Here is a 17,335-nt window from a genome sequence, read left to right as displayed (position 1 = left end):
CTCACCCACCGCAAATCACGTTGACCGCACTGAGTGCAAGCTCGGTCAATTCAGCGCGGGATTTGCCCGCCCGCGCACGTATCGAAATGCTATGCAACAGGGATGACGCGAGTACAGCAAGGGCGGCCGGGTCGACATCGCTTTTCAACTCGCCGGAATCGATTGCCGCTTGCAGACGCGTTTCGAGATCGGCATCGAGCCTGCTGAGCCGGTCCGACAGCACGTCTCGTATTTCAGAATCCTCGACGGCTTCGGTCGTCGCCGTGCCGATTGCAAAGCAGCCGCGCGGCTGGCCGTCGCCCGAGAAGTAGATCGACAACTGCCCCTCATAAAACCGCATCAACGCCTGGCTCAATGTCAGTTCGTTGTCCGTCAGCGCCTCGTGCATGGCCGCAGCGGCGAACTCCCAATACTGCTCCAGCGCTTTGATATAGAGCGCGTGTTTGTCACCGAATGCCGCATAGAGGCTTGGCCGATTCATGCCGGCGGCCGTGGCGATGCTGTCCAGAGAAGCGCCGGAATATCCGGTACTCCAGAAAACATCAAGCGCCTGCAGCAGCGCTGTCTGCGGGTCATACGCGCGTGGGCGGCCGCGGCCTTTGCCCTCTGCAATCTTTTTTTGTGCCATGTCGTACAAAATCCTTGAAGGAAGGTTAGTCAGGCGATATTCTTACACCATCGCACAAAATTAAGGAACCAGAAATTCCTTGGTTTGCAGGTTTGTTGTAGCGGAGCTCGAACAGGGTATTGCGGCGACGAAACAGAGGCGGTGGAGCGATCCTCCTGACCGCCACACGGTATGGCTGTTTTTGTGGGTGTTAGCCCGACTTCCCGGTTAATAGGTGCATTCGATCATGACCAAACAGTTCGACATCCCAGCTACACAGACCTTCGAGCATCCAGGGCCGAACCCGTCTGACTCGCCCATCAAAAAGCCGTTAAAAGAGAAGTTACGGCCAGTGCTGATGGTGGGTCTCCCTCTCCTCTTCGCTGCGGTTGGATACGCCCACTATGTGGCGGGCGAGCCTTTTGTTTCGACCGATAACGCTTACGCCCGAGTGGCGAAGGCATCAATCAACGCGCGCATTTCCGGGCAAGTCGTCGAAATCGCCGTCGAGGACAATCAGCCCGTTCACAAGGGCCAGATTCTGTTTCGGATCGACCCGAAACCGCTGCAGATCGCCGTTGATCGTGCAGAAGCACAGTTGAGCGTCGCGCGGCTGCGCATCGATGGCCTCAAGGCCAGCTACCGCCAGCAGCAGGCGGAACTGCAATCGGCCAAAGAGTCGGCCGATTTCGACCAACGGGATTTTGCCCGCAAGAAGGCGCTGGTCGCTACAGAGTTTGTCTCGCGCTCGATTTACGAGCGCGCCGACACTGACGTTAAAGTTGCCCGGCAACGAATAGCGTCGGTCGAACAACAGATCGCCAGCACGGTCGTTGCCTTGAACGGCAATCCAAACATCGAAGCCGATAACCACCCGACGGTGCGCGAGGCCAAGGCTCAGCTCGACGAGGCGCAGCTGTATCTCTCGTACGCGACGGTGTATGCGCCGGACGATGGCATCGTGGCCAAGGTCGACGACTTGCAGGTGGGCAACTATGTGAACAACGGTGCGCCGGCGTTTGCACTGCTGTCCGATCGCGAGATCTGGGTTGAGGCCAACTTCCGCGAAACCGACGTGACCCACATGCGTCCAGGCCAGGACGCGACCATCAGGATCGATACGTATCCTGATCGCGTCTTCAAAGCCCACGTGACCAGCATGAGCCCGGGTGCTGGGTCGGACTTCGCCCTGCTGCCGCCTGAAAACGCGACCGGCAACTGGGTCAAGGTTTTGCAGCGGGTGCCGGTCCGACTCGAACTCGATGAGGTGGACCCTGCCCTGCCGCTTTTCTCGGGTACCAGCGCCACGGTCAAGGTCGATACCGGGTATCGCACGCCTTGGTGGCATCCGCTCAAAGCCCTGTTGACCGCAGGTAACTTCTGATGAACGCCAATCATGCCGGACCCCAAGGTGCGGGGACATTAAGGTTCGCCGCGTTACTCGCTACCTATATGCAGTCGGCGAACCTGCCGCTTCCGAATGCAGTACTCAGGTTGATTCAGGGCAGCCTGTCGATGACCGACGACCAGGCTGGCTGGATATTCACCTCGTACCTCGCGGCGAGCGCCATCACGATGCCGATTGCGCAGTGGCTCGCCGGGCGCTATGGCTTGAAGCGGGTTTATCAAGCCGCGCTGGCCTTCTTCGTCCTTGGCTTGCTGCTCGCAACACAGGCAACAACGCCGCTGGAATTCGTTGGCGCGCGCATTATTCAAGGCCTGGCGAGTGGCGTGCTGGCACCGCTGTCGATGGCGATTTCGCTGGAGACATTGCCACTCGAGAAGCGTGCGAAATTCGGCGCGACGTGGACGGCCATCGTGCTGTTCGGCATCGTCAGCGGCCCGAGCATTGGCGGTTGGCTCGGCGAACATTTCGGATGGCGCCCGATCTTCTACATCAGTCTTCCGTTATCGGCGTTTATCTTCCTCGTCATGGCGCTTTTGCTGGCCGAGAAAAAAGCCGAGAAACGTCCGTCGTTCGACTTCTTTGGCTTCGGCAGCTTCACGCTGGGTTTGATCAGCCTGCAAATGATGCTCGACCGTGGTGAACGCCTGGACTGGTTTTCCTCGACCGAGATCTGGCTGGAAGCGATCGGTTGTGCACTGGGGCTCTACCTGTTCGCTGTGCATGTGCTGACCGCGAAGGTGCATTTCCTCAACAAGCGTTTGTTCAACGACCGCAACTTCGTGCTGTCGACGGTCATCTTTTTCGCCGTGGGTTTCGTGCTGTTGTCGACCATGGCGCTGACCTCGCCGATGCTGGACGAGATTCTCGGCTACCCGCCTGACACCACGGGTTCCCTGACGATTCCGCGCGGAATCGGGTTGGTCGGTGCGTTCCTGTTGATGAGTCGTGTTCCCGAGCGTTTCGACCGTCGACTGTTCGTGGCGGCAGGCGTCGCCGTGGTGATCTATGCCAACTGGCTGATGCTCGGCTACTCGCCGTTGATGGATTGGTCGCCGGTGGCGGTGGCGGGTGCGATCCAGGGCATTGGCATCGGCATCTTGATGCCGTCGCTGACCAAGGTTGCGTTCAGCACACTCGACCCGACGTTACGCCCGGAAGGCACCGGTCTGTTCAATCTGTCACGGGTGTACGGCAGCACCCTCGGCGTTGCGATTGTGCAGTTGTTTTTCTTCAACAACACGCAAGCGATGCACATGGCGCTGGCCAGCAACCTGACGCCGTATCGCGCCGCTGCACACTCCGCACCGACGTCCCTGCAAGCACTGGCGGGGCTCAACGAAATGATCACCGGCCAGGCAGCTTTTATCGCGGTGATCGACCAGTTCAAGATTTTGATGTTCGCGATGCTGGTGGTCAGCCCACTGGTTGTCTTTCTTCGCAAGCCCGTTCCGACCAACTAGTTTTCGTGGAGTTTGCCAAATGAAATCCCATGCGCGCTTCATCAACAGACAGATGTTCAAAACCACGTTCGGTGCGGTGTCGGCTCTTGCGTTCCTGACCGCCTGCACCGTCGGCCCTGACTACCAAATGCCGCCACCGAGCCTGTCGCAGCACTACGATCAACAGGCCGAGCAGCGTCTTGGCCAAGGCAGCAACAAGCCTGGCGAACAGCGCATTGACCTGGGCAAGAAGGTCAACGGTGACTGGTGGTCTGCGTTTCGTTCGCCGAAGCTCGACAAGCTTGTCCGTCGCGCCATCGACGGCAATCTTGAGCTCGTAGCTGCGGACGCGACGATCCGGCAAGCGGCATCCTCCGTCGCTGCGGCGGAAGGTGCGCTGTATCCGCAGGTCGATTTTGGTGCTCAGGCTGGCCGCCAACGGGTACACACCGCGAAAGAGCCTTCTATCTCCAATTTCTATGCGATCGGGCCACGGGTTGGCTTCGACCTTGACGTTTTCGGCGGTAACAAGCGGCAGGTCGAACAGCAGCAGGCGTTTACCGATCTGCAGAAGCATCGCTACGAAGCGGCGTACCTGACCCTGACGGGCGATGTCGCGAGCCAGGCGTTGTTGCTTGCCTCCGCCAACGCACAGATGCAGGCCGTCGAGAAGCTGCTGGCCAATGACGCAAAGAACCTCGAACTGGTGCGCATGGCGCACGCCAATGGCAGCACCACGCAGATCGATGTTTCACTGGCCGAGACGCGGCTCGCTCAGGACCGCACGCTGTTGCCGCCTCTCGCTCAGCAGCGTGATTCAGCACGCCATGCGCTCTCGATTCTGACGGGCAAAGGCCCGGCTGACTGGATCGCACCTGACTTCACGCTCGCTGAGTTTGCGTTGCCGGCAAGCGTGCCCGTCAGCCTGCCTTCCGAAATGGCCCACGACCGGCCGGACGTACGGCAAGCAGAGGCAGAACTGCACATGGCCAGCGCCGCGGTTGGCGTGGCGACAGCCAACCTCTATCCCCATGTCGAACTGTCCGCGTCGCTTGCACAGGCGGCTTCAGGCAATGGCGGCGCCGCTCTCTGGGGCTTCGCTGCGGGGCTGACCGCGCCCATCTTCAATGGCGGAACGCTCAAAGCTGAACGTCAGGCCGCCGTCGACGGCTACAAGGCAACTCTCGCTGGCTACCAGCAGACCGTCATTAATTCGTTCGGTCAGGTCGCTGACACGCTGCAAGCGATCAATCATGACGCCGAGGAAAACCTGGCCCAGGAGGACGCGTTGCGAGCGGCAGAAACGAGCTTTCGGTTGAACCAACAAGCCTACGCGCAAGGCGAGAACAGCATTCTCCAGGTGCTGGAGGCGGAACGTGCTTACCAGCAAGCGTTGCTGGGTCAAATCAGAGTGAAGACTGCGCAGTATCTCGACACGGTGCGCCTGTACGTGGCGCTCGGCGGTAATTCCGTCGGTGTATTTGAGCAACGAGTAGCCAGTCGCGAAGACCAGAAACCTTCCTATCAATAGAGCCAGATATTGGAGTCAAAGATATGCCTTACGAATCCTTTCACGATGCCCTTCGCGATACCCGATTCCCTCTGATCCACGGGTCGGGTGAGATGCCGGCCGTTGGCTTTGGCACGCTGTTCCGGGATCTCAGCGTTACAACACAAGCGGTCAAGGCCGCGCTGGAAGCAGGCTTTCGCCATTTCGATTGCGCAGAACGTTATCGAAATGAAGAGAGGGTCGGCGTTGCCCTGCAGGAAGTGATTGAGGCGGGTAAGGTCCAACGCGAGGACGTGTTCATTACCACGAAACTGTGGAACACCAACCATCGTCCCGAGCGAGTCGAACCTGCTTTTGAGGCAAGTTGCCGACGTCTTCAAGTTGATTACATCGACTGCTATCTGATCCATACGCCGTTTGCCTTTCTACCCGGTGATGATCAGGACCCGAGAGATGAGCACGGTCGAGTCATCTACGATTCAGGCGTGACGTTATTAGAGACTTGGCGGGCACTTGAGCGCCTGGTGGATGAAGGCCGCTGCAAATCCATCGGCTTGTCTGATATCACGTTGGAGCGTTTAAAAGAGATCGTGGCAGTGGCCCGGATAAAACCCGCCGTCGTGCAGGTTGAATCCCACCCTTATCTGCCTGAATGGGAACTGCTTGAGTTTTGTCAGCAGCATGGAATTATCGTCCTTGCCTTTGCGCCACTCGGCCACGGTATGGAGCCGAACGTACTGGAAGACTCGGTGATTACAGGGATCGCCAAGCGCATACAGAAGACCCCGGCTCAAGTGGCACTGGCCTGGTCGGTACAGCGGGGAGTCGCTTTCCTGACCACGTCTGCTACACCGAGTCATATCCGGGAAAACATTGATATTTCTACCCTGCCACACAGGGCCATGCGTGAAATCCAGGACGACATTACGACCCGGGTTCGATTCAACTCAGTAGTAGAAACGGGTGTACCTGGATTTATTCCGCAGAAAAAGTAATACACCACTAAGGGGTAATGCCGATAAGTTAAGCCAAAACGCGATCCGTAGCAGCTGGCGAAGCCTGCGTTCGGCTGCGCAGCAGTCGTAAAACCTGAGTTTGCGGTCTTCCTGAAACACCGCATCGTCTGATTTCACGACTGCTTCGCAGCCGAACGCAGGCTTCGCCAGCTGCTACGGATTGTGTCGTTCCTTAACTGATTGGCATAAACCACTAGGGGGCGGTCTTGTTGCAGGGCCGCCCTTTTTATCCATTCCCTTGAGGTGGAAACGATGGACGTTTTCCAAACCATGCGTTTTTTTGTGGCGGTCGCTCAGAGCGGAAGCTTTACCGCGGCGGCTGAGGTGTTGGACACCACAACAACCAACGTGTCCAAAGCTGTTTCGAGTCTGGAAGCCAGGCTTCAAACTCGCCTGATTAACCGCACAACCCGACGCCTGGCGCTGACCGAAGCCGGTCTGCGCTACTTGCAACGCTGCGAGAAAATTCTGGATGAAATGCGCGAAGCGGACGAAGAAGCGGGCACCGCTCACACCCTGCCCGTTGGCCGGCTGAAAATTCACGCGATGTCAGCCATTGGCAATCATTACGTGATCGATGCCATCGCCCGCTATAGAGAGACTCATCCCTCGGTGATGTTTGATCTGACCCTAACCAACCGGCTCCCGGACTTGCTGGAAGAAGGCTATGACATGTCGATTGTCTTGGCGCGGGATTTACCCGATTCAGGGTTTGTCGCTCAGCGGCTCGGCATGACCTACAGCATCCTCTGTGCCTCGCCTGCGTACCTGAAGAAACGCGGACACCCGGAATCCCCGAGTGCGCTTGGCTCACATGATTGCCTGAGAATTGTGAATACCGTCATGCCGGCTGAAAACTGGGCATTTGAGGGGCCCGAAGGCATGGAAACCGTCAACATCCCACTGTCCCCCTTGCACATCAACACCGCCGATGGCATGACCATCGCGATTACGAACGGGATGGGCATCGGCATTCAGCCGATTGCTTCGGCAGTCGATGGACTCAGGGCGGGTACGTTAGTGCGGGTACTACCCGACTATCATCTTGAAGAGTTGAATTTGTTCGCAATCTACCCATCACGAAAGTTCGTGGATGCAAAGATCAAGACATGGGTGGAGTTTCTTAAAAGTTATATTCCAGGCTTGTTGGCATCCGATGAAACAATCACGGGCTCGCCGAGGAAACGATAACAAGCTCTTAAATGACGAGTGTGGCAGGCATGGAGTGTCGACCCTCCATCTTCCACCCACGACTCAACCATTTGAACAGCCAGTGCCCATGACTTGATACTGCAGGATATGCCGTTGACCGTGAGAGTCTTCATACGTCATTTGCGCCGGGACTGGCCCGCACTGGTCAGGGATATCGGTCACCGTAATGACTTTCTGGATATCCAGCTTCGTGTCGTAAGTGTAGGTTTCAACAGGCAACTTGCTGTCCGCGGCAGTTGAATGGCTTTCGCCTGCAAAGGCCTGTGAACCTAAAACGCCGAGCGCAAGAAACATCACAAGTTTTGAGATTTTCATCGTATTCACCCTTTCGTCAAAAGTTAACCTCGTGAGCGGGTTGACACTGACTCTGTTTGCTCACTGGGTAGAGACGATGCTAGGTGTTTACCCCTCCCTCAAACAGCAGCCCACTGGACAAACACTGTTGCCAGATTCCGCATGAATGGAGGGTTTCGAACAGGCAACGCCAGGAAGGCGATTAATGAGCTATACCCGATAATCTCTCATTGCAGTTCTTCAGCACAGGAGGTTGGCAATGAAGCGCAGTAACTCATTTGCAGCGCTAATGGTCGCCGCAAGCCTTTTCGGCTGCACCACTTCATCAAACCATGGCGTGAGCGTTCCTTTGGTGGCCACGCGGCAGAACACCGGTCAGATCGGCAATGTAACGTTGGCCGACTGGGGCAAAGAAACCGGGTTCAGTTTCTTCATCAGTGGTGCGCCAAGCGGAGCGTCTCTGCCCTTGCGCCTCTTCACCTTCATCTATAAAGGCAGCTGCCAGCAACCCGGGCCAGTCGCTTACGCCATGAATGATCATGTCACCACCGAACGCCAGGCCATACGCGGCTGGGCTTTCTCAAGAAGCGCACCAGTCGCAATGTCGGTCCTGCTTTCCGGTGAGTACTCCATCGTCGTGCGAAGTGCACCGGACAGTGGCAACGTCGATATTTTTTGCGGAGATATCAGGCAGAAAGGCTCAGGGAAATAGCCTCTCTTTCACGTCTCAATCACATCATCCGCCCAACTGATGGCCGCAACGACGGTAGGGAAACCGATCGTGCTGGTCAGTGAGATCAGCGTGTGACGGATCTGCTCTGGCGTGGCGCCCGCCTCCAATGCCCGTCGGGTATGACTGTGCACCGCGCCCTCAGAGCGGATGGCCGCCGCGGCACCGAGCTGGATCAGCTGGACAACGATCTCTTCCAGTGGGCCGGTATGACGCACCGCTGTACCCAAGGCCTCCACAGCAGCCAGGTAATCCGGGTACTGCTGTTCGAGACGTTGGTAGGTGTTGTGCGTTTTCTTCTTTGTCATGTTTGTTTCCTCGCGTTGGAGGGCGATCTGTTCTCGCCTTTGCGCCTGAGTCATCAGGCTGCGATTTGCGAAACTTGCACACTGCAACAGTAGGCTACGCTTACAGCAGCTTATTGCACACGATGCTCGCGTCTGCAGGTTTTGGTTTGTTCTGGAGAGCGTCTGCAACAGCTATCTCAGACAGGCCCAAACAATTCACGCAGGACTACGTGATGACCGAGCCCCTCCTCAGTTTTGATCAACTCAAGCGTGCCGCCGCCTCCGGCGAAATCGATACCGTTCTTGTTTGCATGGTCGACATGCAAGGCCGACTGGTCGGCAAACGATTCCAGGTCGAGTTTTTCATCGACAGCGGCCATGAAGAAACCCACTGCTGCAATTACCTGCTGGCCGACGACATCGACATGGAGCCGGTGCCGGGTTACGCCGCGGCCAGTTGGAGCAAAGGCTATGGCGACTTTGTGCTCAAACCCGACATGGCCACGTTGCGACGGGTGCCCTGGCTTGAGTGCACGGCGTTGGTGCTCTGCGATGTGCTCGATCATCACCATCGGCGCGACCTGCCGCACAGCCCGCGGGCGATCCTGAAAAAGCAGGTCGAGCGACTGCGCGAGCGCGGCTACACCGGCATGTTCGCCTCGGAACTGGAGTTCTATCTGTTCGACGAGAGCTACGAGGCGATCCACGAGCGCAACTACCACAAGCCGAAAACAGCCGGTCACTACATCGAGGACTACAACATCCTGCAGACCACCCGCGAAGAGCCGGTGCTGCGGGCGATTCGCAAGCATCTGCAGGCCAGCGGCATTCCCGTGGAAAACTCCAAGGGTGAATGGGGGCCGGGCCAGGAAGAGATCAACATCCGTTATGCCGATGCGCTGACCATGGCCGACCACCACGTCATCATCAAGCACGCGTGCAAAGAGATCGCGCAGTTGCAGGGCAAGGCGATCACGTTCATGGCCAAGTGGCGTTATGACGCCGCCGGTTCCAGCAGCCACATCCACAATTCGCTGTGGGACAAGAACGGTAAAAAGCCGCTGTTCTTCGACGCCAAGGCTGAGTTCGGCATGTCGAAACTGATGCGTTCCTGGGTAGCCGGGCAGCTCAAATACGCCAACGACATCACCTGTTTTCTCGCGCCCTACATCAACTCGTACAAGCGCTTTCAGGCCGGCACCTTTGCCCCGACCCGGGCGGTGTGGAGTCGGGACAATCGCACTGCGGGCTTTCGTTTGTGCGCAGAAGGCAGCAAATCCATCCGCATCGAATGTCGCATTGGCGGCGCCGACCTCAACCCTTATCTGGCCTTCGCCGCGTTGATCGCGGCGGGACTGGCCGGTATCGACGAGAAGCTCAGCCTCGCGCCGCCCTTCGAGGGCGATGCCTACGTCGACGAACACTTGCCTGAAGTCTCGAAGACCCTGCGCGAAGCTTGCGCCGCACTCCAGGGCTCGACCATGTTGCGCGAGGCGTTCGGCGATGAAGTGATCGACCACTACGTGCACACCGCCGAATGGGAGCAGAAAGAGTACGACCGGCGGATCACCGACTGGGAACTGCAGCGCGGGTTTGAGCGCTATTGAGACCGCCATCATGACTTCAACGATTCAACTCATCTCCCCGGTCGATGGCCGGGTCTATGCCGAACGCCGCTGCGCCGATGCGGCGCAAATCGACCAGGCGCTGGCGGCTGCCGAAGCGGCCCAGGCGCAATGGAAACGCCGACCACTGAGCGAACGCGCCGCCTTCTGCAGCGCCGCGGTGGACGCGATGCTGGCCATGAAGGCTGACATCGTGCCAGAACTGGCCTGGCAGATGGGCCGACCGGTGCGTTTTGGCGCTGGCGAACTGCGCGGTTTCGAAGAGCGTGCCCGGCATATGATCGCCATTGCGCCTGAAGCGTTGGCAGCGCTTGAGCCCACGCCTGTCGCCGGCTTTCGACGCTGTATCAAACGCGAGCCGCTGGGTACGGTATTGGTCGTCGCACCCTGGAATTACCCCTACTTGACGGCGGTGAATACAATTATCCCAGCGCTGATGGCCGGCAACAGCGTCATCCTCAAACACGCGTCGCAAACACTGCTGGTGGGTGAACGGTTCGCCGAGGCCTTTCGCCGTGCCCATCTGCCCGAAGGGCTATTCCAGAACCTGCTGCTCAGTCATGTTTATACCGGAGCGATCATTGCCTCTGGACGCGTGCAGCAGGTGAACTTCACCGGCTCGGTCGAAGCCGGCAAATCCATGGAACACGCGGCCGTCGGAGGTTTCCTCGGCGTGGGCCTGGAGCTCGGTGGCAAGGACCCGGCCTACGTCCGGGCAGACGCCAACCTCGAACACGCGGTGGAAAACCTGGTGGATGGCAGTTTCTTCAACTCCGGACAAAGTTGTTGCGCCGTGGAGCGCATTTATGTCGATGAAAAAATCTATCCGGCGTTTGTCGAACGCTTCGTCGCACTGACTCGCCAATACGTGCTGGGCAACCCGCTGGACGAAGCCACCACACTGGGTCCGCTGGTGACACCGAGTGCCGCTGAGTTCGTTCGCGGGCAGATCGCCGATGCACTGACCCAAGGTGCTCGGGCGCTGATCAATCCAAAGGATTTTTCTGCCGACGCACCGGGCAGCGCCTACCTCGCGCCGCAAGTATTAGTCGACGTCACCCATCAAATGTCGGTGATGCGCGAGGAAAGCTTTGGTCCCGTGGTCGGCATCATGCCGGTGGCCAGCGACGACGAAGCCATCGCCTTGATGAACGACAGTGAGTTCGGGCTCAGCGCCTCCATCTGGACGCAAGACCTTGCCGCCGCCGAACGTCTGGGCAACGAGATCGACACCGGCACCGTGTTCATGAACCGCTGCGATTACCTGGACCCGGCCCTGGCCTGGACCGGGGTGAAGAACAGCGGGCGCGGCGTCACGCTGTCGCGCCTGGGTTATGAAAATCTGACCCGCGCGAAATCCTTCCATTTGCGCCACGAGATCTGAGCCATGAGCCTGACCGCGAACTGGAATTACCCCACAAGCATCCGCTTCGGTGTCGGCCGCATTGCCGAGCTCGCCGAGATCTGCCGCAGTCAAGGGATCCAGCGACCGCTGCTGGTCACCGACAGTGGCCTGGCGCGTGCCCCGATCACCGCCGCAGCGCTGGAAGCCTTGCGCGCCGCCGGCCTTGGCGTCGCGCTGTTTTGTGACCTTAAACCCAACCCGGTCGAAGCCAATCTGGCGGGCGGGCTCGACGCCTGGCGCGCCGGTAAACACGATGGCGTGGTCGCCTTTGGCGGTGGCAGTGGCCTGGACATGGGCAAGCTCATCGCCTTCATGAGCGGCCAGACCCGACCGGTGTGGGATTTCGAAGACATCGGCGACTACTGGACCCGCGCCGACGAAGGCAGCATCGCTCCGATCATTGCAGTGCCGACCACGGCGGGCACCGGCTCCGAAGTGGGCCGTGCGGCGGTGATCATCGATGAGCGTACGCACACCAAACGCATCATCTTCCACCCGAAGATGATGCCGCGCGTGGTCATCAGCGACCCGGCCCTCACCGTCGGCATGCCGGCCAAAGTCACCGCGGGAACCGGCATGGATGCGTTTTCGCATTGCCTGGAATCGTATTGCGCCCCCGGTTTTCACCCCATGGCCGAAGGGATTGCGGTGGAAGGCATGCGCCTGGTCGCCAATGCCCTGGTGCGAGCCGTACACACCCCCTCGGACCTGGAGGCGCGAGCGGAAATGCTCGCGGCTGCCGCGATGGGCGCTACCGCTTTCCAGAAAGGTCTGGGCGGGATGCACGCCCTCTCACATCCAGTGGGCGCCCTGTACGACACCCATCACGGCATGACCAATGCCACGTTCATGCCCTATGTCCTGAAGTTCAATCGCCCGGCCATCGAGGAACGCATCACCCGCCTCGCGGCTTATTTGCGCCTGCCCTCGCCCGGCTTCGACAGTTTTCTGGCCTTCGTCCTCAAGTTGCGCAAGGACATCGGCGTGCCCCATACGCTGGTTGAGCTGGGGGTGGATGACCGGCAGGCCGACCTGATCGCGGACATGGCGATTGTCGACCCCTGCGCCGGCGGCAATCCGCTGCCATTGACCCGAAATGGCGCGGCAGAAATTTTCGAAGCGGCGTATCACGGCCGTCTGTAGAGCAGTTGTCTGTCCATGGTCAAGGTGCGAACGCACAGCATGGACAGGGTTTATCCGCAAGAAACAGGAGCAGTACGACAAGGGGTTGAAGGCCAGCCCATCCGGCGACGTAAAACCCGGACGGATGCGTATCAAAACCTAAGGGGCACACAACATGAATCCAGCAAGCCAGCCCGGCACGAGCGCGCCGCAAGACGATGACGTCAAGGTGCTGCACAGCATGGGCTATGCCCAGCAGCTCTCGCGACGCATGGGCGTTTTCTCCAACTTTGCCATTTCCTTTTCGATCATCTGCATCCTCTCGGGTGGTATCAACTCACTCGCCCAGGGCACCTCGGGTGCAGGCGGTGCGTCAATCGGCATCGGCTGGCCGATCGGTTGCCTGATCTCCGGGGTTTTCGCCATGGCCATGGCGCAGATTTCCTCGGCCTACCCCACCGCTGGCGGCCTCTATCACTGGGGCTCGATTCTCGGCAACCGCTTCACCGGATGGCTGACCGCGTGGTTCAACTTGCTCGGGCTGGTCACCGTGCTCGGCGCGATCAACGTCGGTACCTATTACTTCTTTTTCGGCGCCTTCGGACCGGCCCTGGGAATGGAAGACACCACCACGACCCGGGTGATTTTCCTGGCGATCCTGACCGGCCTCCAGGCCTTGTGTAACCACCTGGGTATCGGCTTGACCGCGAAGCTCACCGACTTCTCGGGCTATCTGATCTTCGCTACGGCGCTCGCGCTGACCATCGTCTGCCTGATCTCTGCACCCAGTTATGAGTTCGCCCGGTTATGGACCTTCAGCAACTATTCCGGCGAGGCTGGCGGAAGCGTTTGGCCACAGGTGTCGAACGGCTGGATTTTCATGCTCGGCCTGCTGTTGCCGATCTATACCATCACCGGCTATGACGCCTCTGCGCATACCTCGGAAGAGACCCGAAATGCCGCCATGTCGGTGCCACGCGGCATGGTCATGTCGGTGGTCTGGTCGCTGCTGTTCGGCTGGGTCATGCTCAGTTCGTTTGTGCTGATGCTGCCGAGCATGGACGAGGCAGCGAAGCATGGCTGGACCGTGTTTTTCTGGGCCATGGACACCCAGGTCAATCCGACTGTGAAGTTGGCGCTTTATGTGGCGATTTTCATCTCCCAATTCCTTTGCGGGTTGGCGACCGTGACCTCGGTCTCACGCATGATCTTCGCGTTCTCCCGTGACGGCGGCCTGCCCTTCTCCAAAGCGCTGGCCTCGGTCTCGCCGACCCTTCGCAGCCCGGTGGCGGCGATCTGGACCGGTGCCACCCTCGCGGTGTTGTTTGTCTGGGGATCGTCGGTGATATCCATCGGTGAAACGCCGGTCTATACCATCGTGGTGTCCTGCACGGTGATCTTCCTGTTCTTCTCCTTCGTCATTCCCATCATCCTGGGCCTGTTCACCTTCGGCACGTCGAAATGGCCAACCATGGGGCCGTGGAACATGGGGCGCTTCTGGTACTCCGTGTTCGCCATCCTCTCGATCCTCTCGATGGTGATCATTTTCGTCATCGGCATCCAGCCACCGAACGATTGGGCGCTGTACATCACCATCGGTTTTCTGGTGCTGACGGCCATCGTCTGGTTCGGTTTTGAAGCTCGCCGCTTCCAGGGTCCGCCGATTGGCGACATGATCGTCAAGCGTCAGGCTGAAATTGCGGCGGCTGAAGAGGCGTTGAATAAACGGGCTGGAAGCTGATCGCTAAAGTTGAGTAACCTGTGGCGAGGGAGCTTGCTCCCGCTGGGCTGCGCAGCGGCCCCAAAAGATCGTCCGAACCCGGCCCTAACCTTCGGCAACTCCTACAGATTGCCTAAGTGAAGCGGCGCTCAAGCTACCTGGATCAGCTCTCAGCAGAAATGATTGAGTCGTCACCGGATTCAGCAGCCAGCTTCAATCGGTCAGCTTTACTGATGTATTTAGACTTGCTTGCCGGTGCCAATTTGGCACTGGCCTTTTTGGCGTGGGCCTTTAATAGCTGCTGTATTTTTTTACGACGATTCATGTTTTTCTACCCCGCTTGTAAGTTCCTGGATGATATCAGCTAGCGGTTTGCGCAAAAAAGCAGAAGCGGCCCCGGTGCGAGTCCTGCGTTGCTACTGTCACCGGCTTGACCCATCGCCTGATCCGGCTTGAGAATCGACCTCTTTGGAGCCTCGCATGCCCCGTCTCTGCACCCTCCTGCCCCTGCCCTCCTCGACACTGCTTTCGATGCTGTGCCTGAGCATTGTCGTGCCCGGCATGGCCGCTGCAGAGACACGCCCCGAGAACATGGTTTATCTGCGTACGATTGATCCGGGCATTGAGCAAGACATTCGCTATGCCAGCGCTCACAACTTCACCGGGCACCCACTCGACGGTTACGACGCTGAGGAGTGCCTGTTGTCGCTGGACGCCGCCAAAGCCCTCGCTCGGGTACAAACGGCATTGAAAGCGCAAGGCTACGGTTTGAAGGTGTTTGACTGTTATCGACCGAGCCGTGCCGTTGCCGATATGGGGCGCTTTGCGACAGAGCCGGGTAACCCACGCAAAGCCGAGTTCTATCCGCGCGTGGACAAGCAGGACTTCTGGCGCCTGGGTTACGTGGCCCGGGTGTCGAACCACTCCAAAGGCTCAACCGTGGATCTGACACTGACCGGGCCCGATGCCCTGCCCGCCGCTACCTGGACGCCTTCAGCCGGGCAAGTCGATTGCACGGCCCCTTATGGCCAGCGTTGGCGCGACGGCGCGCTCGACATGGGCACCGGTTTCGATTGCTTCGATGAGCGAGCGCATACCGACAACCCTACGATCAGCGCTGCCGCCAGGGAAAATCGCCAGAAGCTCAGCAGGGCCATGGAGAAAGAAGGGTTTACCGGGTACTCCAAGGAATGGTGGCACTTCACCTACAGCGGCGAAGGTTCGCCGAAGAACGTCATGGACTTCCCCATCACGCCTCTGGGTACACGCGACGTTCTCGACACCGCCAATCAGCTGATTGTGGTCACCACAAAAAACTGGACTGACATCCAGGGCACGGCCCAGCGCTATGAACGGCAGGGGAACACCTTTCGAAAATACGAAGCAGCGTTTCCGGTAGTGGTCGGCAAGAGCGGGCTGGCGTGGGGCAAGGGTCTGAGCAGCGTTGAGCAACGCGAAGGTCCGGTCAAACGTGAAGGCGATGGAAAAGCGCCAGCCGGGGTATTCAAACTGGGGACGGCGTTTGGCTACGACAGCACGGCCGACACCAGACTGCCTTACCTTGCGCTGACCCCGACCATCGAATGCGTGGATGACAGCCACTCCGCCCGCTATAACGAGCTGGTCGATGGAGCGACTGTTTCGAAAGACTGGAACAGCTCCGAACGTATGCGTCGCGATGACGACATGTATCGGAAAGGCATTTTCATCGAACACAATACGCCGGCGTCCCCCGCCTCGGGCTCGTGCATTTTCTTCCACATCTGGCGCGGTCCCACCTCGTCGACGCTGGGTTGCACGGCCATGGATCAAGCGGATATTTCTCGCTTGTTCAATTGGCTGGACCCTCGCCAGTCCCCTCTGTTGATTCAAATGCCCGAGGTGGAATACGAGAAAATACGCGAAAGCTGGAACCTCCCCGAACGTTGATAGCGTCGACGCCCACCTGAGCGATGGCCGGCAGGCAGCCGCCCCGTTTGATACAACACCGTTACGCAGGCTGTTACTTCCTGATCCGCACCGGCGCCAATGCCCCTCCTGACTGTAACGCCAAGACACTTCGCCGCACGGCGCGACCCGCCTACCGTTAAGCCGTCAATGTGCTTACAGGGTTGTGACACATCAGAAGCCCGCTGCCCATTGATTGCCCAACACTCAACCAAGGAAGAGGAAACCATGAGTCAGTCAAACGCAGTCAGCAAACAAAGCCAGCAGCTGCACAATGACGTGCAAGAGGCCTTCAAGTCGTTCCAGAGCGTCGCCCCAACGGCCCTGAAAACCAGCGACTACAGCAAGGTGCTGACGTCGACCCTGGCGGCCACCCAAAAGTCGGTCAAGATCCAGATCGCCGCCGGTGATCTGACCCTGCTCAAACAATCAGGCTACAAGCTGTGCTTTGCCAAGAAGGTCGGCAATGAAGCCTACAACGTGGTCTGGCAGTCTTACGTCCAGTACCTGAGCAACAGCACTTTCAGCTGGACGCCCCAGTATCAGTTATTCGGCGCCAACTCTTTCCAGGCCAACGTGCAGGTAGATGTGTCGACCAACCTCGTCAATATCGGGCTAGGCCAACAGTCGATACTCGACAATGCCGGCCTGTTGGGTTCGGCGACGAGCGGTGGCCCCGACATCTCCATCACCCTGGTGAACAACTACGGTGCGATCCACCCCGGCCTCAGCCAATTGTCCACGGGCATCGATGGCAAGCAGATCAGCACGCCCATCTACGTGGCCTCGGCACAAGTAGTCACCGGCCAGACCGTGCTAACCCCCGTAGAGACCATTCTGGTGTGGTTCGAACAGAACGTGCAGACCAGCACCATGTTCAGCACCTCGCGGTCCCAAGCGGTCGAAGTGGACCTGACCTTCGATAACAGTGCGACCCGCCTCTACTCTGGCGGTAGCTGGACTGTCGTGTAACGCCAGCATCCAGGGGCAACCTTGTGGTTGCCCCTCTGTTC

16 protein-coding genes are annotated in these 17,335 nt (G+C 58.9%); 12 read left to right on the top strand and 4 right to left on the bottom strand.

The window, feature by feature from the left end; all coding sequences use genetic code 11:
- Position 1: 1 nt before the first annotated feature.
- Positions 2–628 carry a TetR/AcrR family transcriptional regulator gene (locus tag ACMXYI_RS19205; protein ID WP_415768592.1) on the bottom strand — a complete coding sequence of 209 codons (627 nt, stop codon included), beginning with the start codon at positions 626–628 and terminating at the stop codon, positions 2–4.
- 226 nt (positions 629–854) lie between these two features.
- Between ACMXYI_RS19205 and ACMXYI_RS19200 the strand changes: the two genes are divergently transcribed.
- The 5 genes from ACMXYI_RS19200 (at position 855) to ACMXYI_RS19180 (ending at position 7,171) form a co-directional block, all read left to right on the top strand.
- Complete coding sequence (locus tag ACMXYI_RS19200) at positions 855–1,991, top strand: HlyD family secretion protein (RefSeq protein ID WP_415768591.1); 1,137 nt, start codon at positions 855–857, stop codon at positions 1,989–1,991.
- A complete protein-coding gene (locus ACMXYI_RS19195) occupies positions 1,991–3,475 on the top strand; it encodes a DHA2 family efflux MFS transporter permease subunit (protein WP_415768590.1) in 1,485 nt (494 codons plus the stop codon). The genes ACMXYI_RS19200 and ACMXYI_RS19195 overlap by 1 nt, the downstream gene beginning before the upstream one ends.
- A gap of 19 nt (positions 3,476–3,494) precedes the next feature.
- A complete protein-coding gene (locus tag ACMXYI_RS19190) occupies positions 3,495–4,985 on the top strand; it encodes an efflux transporter outer membrane subunit (protein WP_415768589.1) in 1,491 nt (496 codons plus the stop codon).
- A gap of 23 nt (positions 4,986–5,008) precedes the next feature.
- Positions 5,009–5,959, top strand: coding sequence for an aldo/keto reductase (locus ACMXYI_RS19185; RefSeq protein WP_415768588.1), 951 nt, complete (start codon positions 5,009–5,011; stop codon positions 5,957–5,959).
- A gap of 273 nt (positions 5,960–6,232) precedes the next feature.
- Entirely contained in the window at positions 6,233–7,171 is a 939-nt protein-coding gene (locus tag ACMXYI_RS19180; RefSeq protein WP_415768587.1) for a LysR family transcriptional regulator, read from the top strand.
- Between the two features lie 63 nt (positions 7,172–7,234).
- Here ACMXYI_RS19180 and ACMXYI_RS19175 read toward each other — a convergent pair whose 3' ends face one another.
- A complete protein-coding gene (locus ACMXYI_RS19175) occupies positions 7,235–7,507 on the bottom strand; it encodes a DUF2790 domain-containing protein (RefSeq protein WP_415768586.1) in 273 nt (90 codons plus the stop codon).
- A gap of 238 nt (positions 7,508–7,745) precedes the next feature.
- Here ACMXYI_RS19175 and ACMXYI_RS19170 point away from each other — a divergent pair, with 238 nt between their 5' ends.
- The gene (locus tag ACMXYI_RS19170; protein ID WP_415768585.1) at positions 7,746–8,198 is read left to right on the top strand and encodes a hypothetical protein; all 453 of its coding nucleotides are present in this window, start codon (positions 7,746–7,748) and stop codon (positions 8,196–8,198) included.
- Between the two features lie 8 nt (positions 8,199–8,206).
- Here the strand turns inward: ACMXYI_RS19170 and ACMXYI_RS19165 are convergent, their stop codons facing one another.
- Entirely contained in the window at positions 8,207–8,524 is a 318-nt protein-coding gene (locus ACMXYI_RS19165) for a carboxymuconolactone decarboxylase family protein (RefSeq protein WP_129444989.1), read from the bottom strand.
- A gap of 212 nt (positions 8,525–8,736) precedes the next feature.
- Here ACMXYI_RS19165 and ACMXYI_RS19160 point away from each other — a divergent pair, with 212 nt between their 5' ends.
- From ACMXYI_RS19160 to ACMXYI_RS19145, 4 genes are all read left to right on the top strand, one after another.
- Positions 8,737–10,110, top strand: coding sequence for a glutamine synthetase family protein (locus tag ACMXYI_RS19160; RefSeq protein WP_008157169.1), 1,374 nt, complete (start codon positions 8,737–8,739; stop codon positions 10,108–10,110).
- 10 nt (positions 10,111–10,120) lie between these two features.
- Complete coding sequence (locus ACMXYI_RS19155) at positions 10,121–11,512, top strand: aldehyde dehydrogenase family protein (protein WP_415768584.1); 1,392 nt, start codon at positions 10,121–10,123, stop codon at positions 11,510–11,512.
- A 3-nt stretch (positions 11,513–11,515) separates the two neighbouring features.
- Positions 11,516–12,676, top strand: coding sequence for an iron-containing alcohol dehydrogenase (locus ACMXYI_RS19150; protein WP_415768583.1), 1,161 nt, complete (start codon positions 11,516–11,518; stop codon positions 12,674–12,676).
- Positions 12,677–12,830: 154 nt separating this feature from the next.
- Positions 12,831–14,396 (top strand): amino acid permease, encoded by a 1,566-nt coding sequence (locus ACMXYI_RS19145; protein ID WP_415768582.1) that lies wholly within the window; start codon positions 12,831–12,833, stop codon positions 14,394–14,396.
- A gap of 142 nt (positions 14,397–14,538) precedes the next feature.
- Here ACMXYI_RS19145 and ACMXYI_RS19140 read toward each other — a convergent pair whose 3' ends face one another.
- Positions 14,539–14,700, bottom strand: a complete 162-nt coding sequence (locus ACMXYI_RS19140; protein WP_415768581.1) for a DUF2986 domain-containing protein — start codon at positions 14,698–14,700, stop codon at positions 14,539–14,541.
- Positions 14,701–14,855: 155 nt separating this feature from the next.
- Between ACMXYI_RS19140 and ACMXYI_RS19135 the strand changes: the two genes are divergently transcribed.
- On the top strand, positions 14,856–16,304 hold the full coding sequence (locus ACMXYI_RS19135; RefSeq protein ID WP_415768580.1) for a M15 family metallopeptidase: 1,449 nt from the start codon (positions 14,856–14,858) through the stop codon (positions 16,302–16,304).
- Positions 16,305–16,550: 246 nt separating this feature from the next.
- A complete protein-coding gene (locus tag ACMXYI_RS19130; RefSeq protein WP_415768579.1) occupies positions 16,551–17,294 on the top strand; it encodes a hypothetical protein in 744 nt (247 codons plus the stop codon).
- Positions 17,295–17,335 lie beyond the last annotated feature (41 nt).

Origin of the sequence: Pseudomonas lyxosi (assembly GCF_047758685.1) — a bacterium.
Classification (GTDB): domain Bacteria; phylum Pseudomonadota; class Gammaproteobacteria; order Pseudomonadales; family Pseudomonadaceae; genus Aquipseudomonas; species Aquipseudomonas lyxosi.
This window is presented reverse-complemented; position numbering and strand designations above follow the sequence as displayed.